At 33.3% G+C, this 2,486-nt stretch carries 4 protein-coding genes; all 4 read left to right on the top strand.

From position 1 onward, the window contains the following. The first annotated feature begins 57 nt into the window (after positions 1 to 57). The 4 genes from NSB25_RS28960 (at position 58) to NSB25_RS28945 (ending at position 2,133) form a co-directional block, all read left to right on the top strand. Positions 58 to 285 carry a type II toxin-antitoxin system YafQ family toxin gene (locus tag NSB25_RS28960; protein WP_103242796.1) on the top strand — a complete coding sequence of 76 codons (228 nt, stop codon included), beginning with the start codon at positions 58 to 60 and terminating at the stop codon, positions 283 to 285. A gap of 198 nt (positions 286 to 483) precedes the next feature. Further along, positions 484 to 828, top strand: a complete 345-nt coding sequence (locus tag NSB25_RS28955; RefSeq protein WP_257479368.1) for a PBECR3 domain-containing polyvalent protein — start codon at positions 484 to 486, stop codon at positions 826 to 828. A 227-nt stretch (positions 829 to 1,055) separates the two neighbouring features. Next, a complete protein-coding gene (locus NSB25_RS28950; protein ID WP_172455333.1) occupies positions 1,056 to 1,217 on the top strand; it encodes a helix-turn-helix domain-containing protein in 162 nt (53 codons plus the stop codon). A 385-nt stretch (positions 1,218 to 1,602) separates the two neighbouring features. Continuing rightward, entirely contained in the window at positions 1,603 to 2,133 is a 531-nt protein-coding gene (locus NSB25_RS28945) for an antirestriction protein ArdA (RefSeq protein WP_242982662.1), read from the top strand. Positions 2,134 to 2,486: the final 353 nt, after the last annotated feature.

The following is a 2,486-nucleotide window of genomic DNA, read 5'->3' as shown; positions in this document are numbered from 1 at the left end:
AGCAAAGGTTGACTGGCATTTTAGGACAGGTGATGCCAGAATAAAGCTCAAGTCTTTATACCCCAGCTTTACTGCCGCCTCTTAAAAGGCGGTAGTAAGGTTAAATATCGTCATGTCAATACACTAGAAGAAAAACATAAGGATCATCAGCTTAAGGGTAAAATGTCAAAATACAGAAAATGCCATATTCAGCCAGATTGGCTATTGGTGTATCTAATTGAGGAAGACATATTAGTTTTAACATTGGTTGATACTGGGACACATTCAGATTTGTTTGGAGAATAAGGAGACGATAAAGATTACTATACAACAAAAAATTGATATGGCTTGTGATCATGCTGGAATCAGTAAAGCGGAATGATTAATTTTTGTATAGATAATCAATGGAATGTATGTTATAATTTTCCTATTAAACAAAAGGGATATAATAAAATGTTAGATAAACTAATTGTAGTAGGAAAATAAAAAAGCGAATTTAATTCCATCTTGGGATTAAATATAGAACCTAAAAAGATATACAGATCAAAAGGTTTACCAGCTCATATGTTGAAAAGTAAACATGCAAAATGTTTGAAATATATTGACTATATACCAGATATTATTAATAATCCTGATTATATCGGTGTAAATCCAAATGAAAACGGTGCGGAATCTATAGAACTTATCAAAAGATACCGTGACAATGTTATGATAGGAATTAAGTTAGACAAAGACAACGATTATCTGTATGTATCAACTATGCACGATATACAGGAATCAAAAATACAACGACGTTTACATAGTGGTAGAATTAAAGAATTTAAGATTGACAACACGCAAAACATATAGTATATTATAGGTACAAAGAGAATAAGATAGTAATAAGCATGATTATTTTTGAGGTCGGAAATGGTTCCCGACACACTCGTAAGAGTACCTGAGATGATGGATACACCGCCCATCCAAAAATAATTGTGCTTTTATTATATATAGATTAGGGGGCGGTAAAGATATTTACAAATGTAATACGGAAAATCTTAAAAGATTGTGAAGATGAAGGGAAAAAAGTTACACAAGTGGAACTTGCTAATGTGCTAGGAATCAGCAGACAAGCGTTTACTAATAAATTAACAAGAGATAGCTTTTTTATAGATGATGTTGTCAAGATTGCTAATTATCTAGGAATGCAAGTTATTTTAAAAGGTTCAAATGAATATGTTATAGAAAAAGAAGATTAAGGAATGCCGGATATCTTCTTTTTTTGTACAATAAAACAAGTACACAAAAAGTGTACAAAATAAATAAAATATTAGTAAATATTTTGTGTACAATGTCAATAGTAATATGTACACAAATAGTGTACAATAAAGACAGTTAAAGGAAAGCAATGAACCAATAACAAAGAACATTGATAACTTACCTTCTGCACTTGTCGCACTAATCGGACTGAAGTTCAAGAAAGCGTGAAAATCGTTTGGGAGATTGCAGTTATAGTTTTATTGTTTATTAAAATGGGCGATATGGATCACTGTAAACAGTTGAACATCGTCTTTTTTAATAAGCAATAAAGAGAATAAAAATATAGATCATAGACAATCAAAGAAAGGTTAAACGGTGGATGTTATGTTGAAAATTTATTTAACAAATTTAGGGAAGTATAACGAAGGCGAACTTATAGGCGAATGGGTGGAATTGCCTTGTACAGATGATGAACTGGAAGCAGTCAAAGAAAGAATCGGGATCAGTGACGAACCAGACGAAAACGGAAATTATTATGAAGAATGGTTTATAACAGATTATGAAACAGATATTCACGGTTTGGAAGTTGGAGAGTATGACAATCTGGATGAGTTAAATGAACTTGCAGAAACTTTAGACGATCTGGACGAGTACGAGCGGGAAATTGTAGAAGCCATGATATCTGAAGGATATTCTTTGGATGATGCACTGGACGGAAAAGATGATTGCATAATCTATTATAATTGCGAAGATATGGAAGACGTGGCGAGAGAATATGCAGAGGAAACAGGGCTGCTGGACAGCATTCCCAAAAATCTGCAAAGCTATTTTGATTTTGAGGCATACGGACGCGACATGAGTTTTGAAGGACATTTTGTATTCACTGACAAAGGAAATTGTGTGCAGATTCTTTAATCTGTACACAATAAAATTGTAATTTGAAGTGAGGGGGAATAGAAATGTCAAACAAAGAACGTACATTATGGTATGCTCTGTTTCTCAGCATTGTGAAAAATCTTTCTGCTGAGGACTCTTTACAGCTTATGGGATTTTAAATTTTTGTAGGTAGTCAGAACGGCTATGGAGAATATAAGGCTATAGCCGTTTTATAGTGCTTATAAAGGTAAAACAAGCGTTAGAAAGTAAACGGTAGATAGTGCGTACCTCGACTATGGAGGCAAAATATGTGACAATAGACTATATTTCTATCACAGGTATTAAAAGTTGAACCTTAACTTTTGATACCGCTATACGGAGGTAAGTCTATG

This window comes from Acetatifactor muris (genome assembly GCF_024623325.1).
GTDB lineage: Bacteria > Bacillota > Clostridia > Lachnospirales > Lachnospiraceae > Acetatifactor > Acetatifactor muris.
The sequence above is the reverse complement of the archived record's forward strand: the minus strand, read 5'-3'. Positions and strand labels throughout refer to the sequence as shown.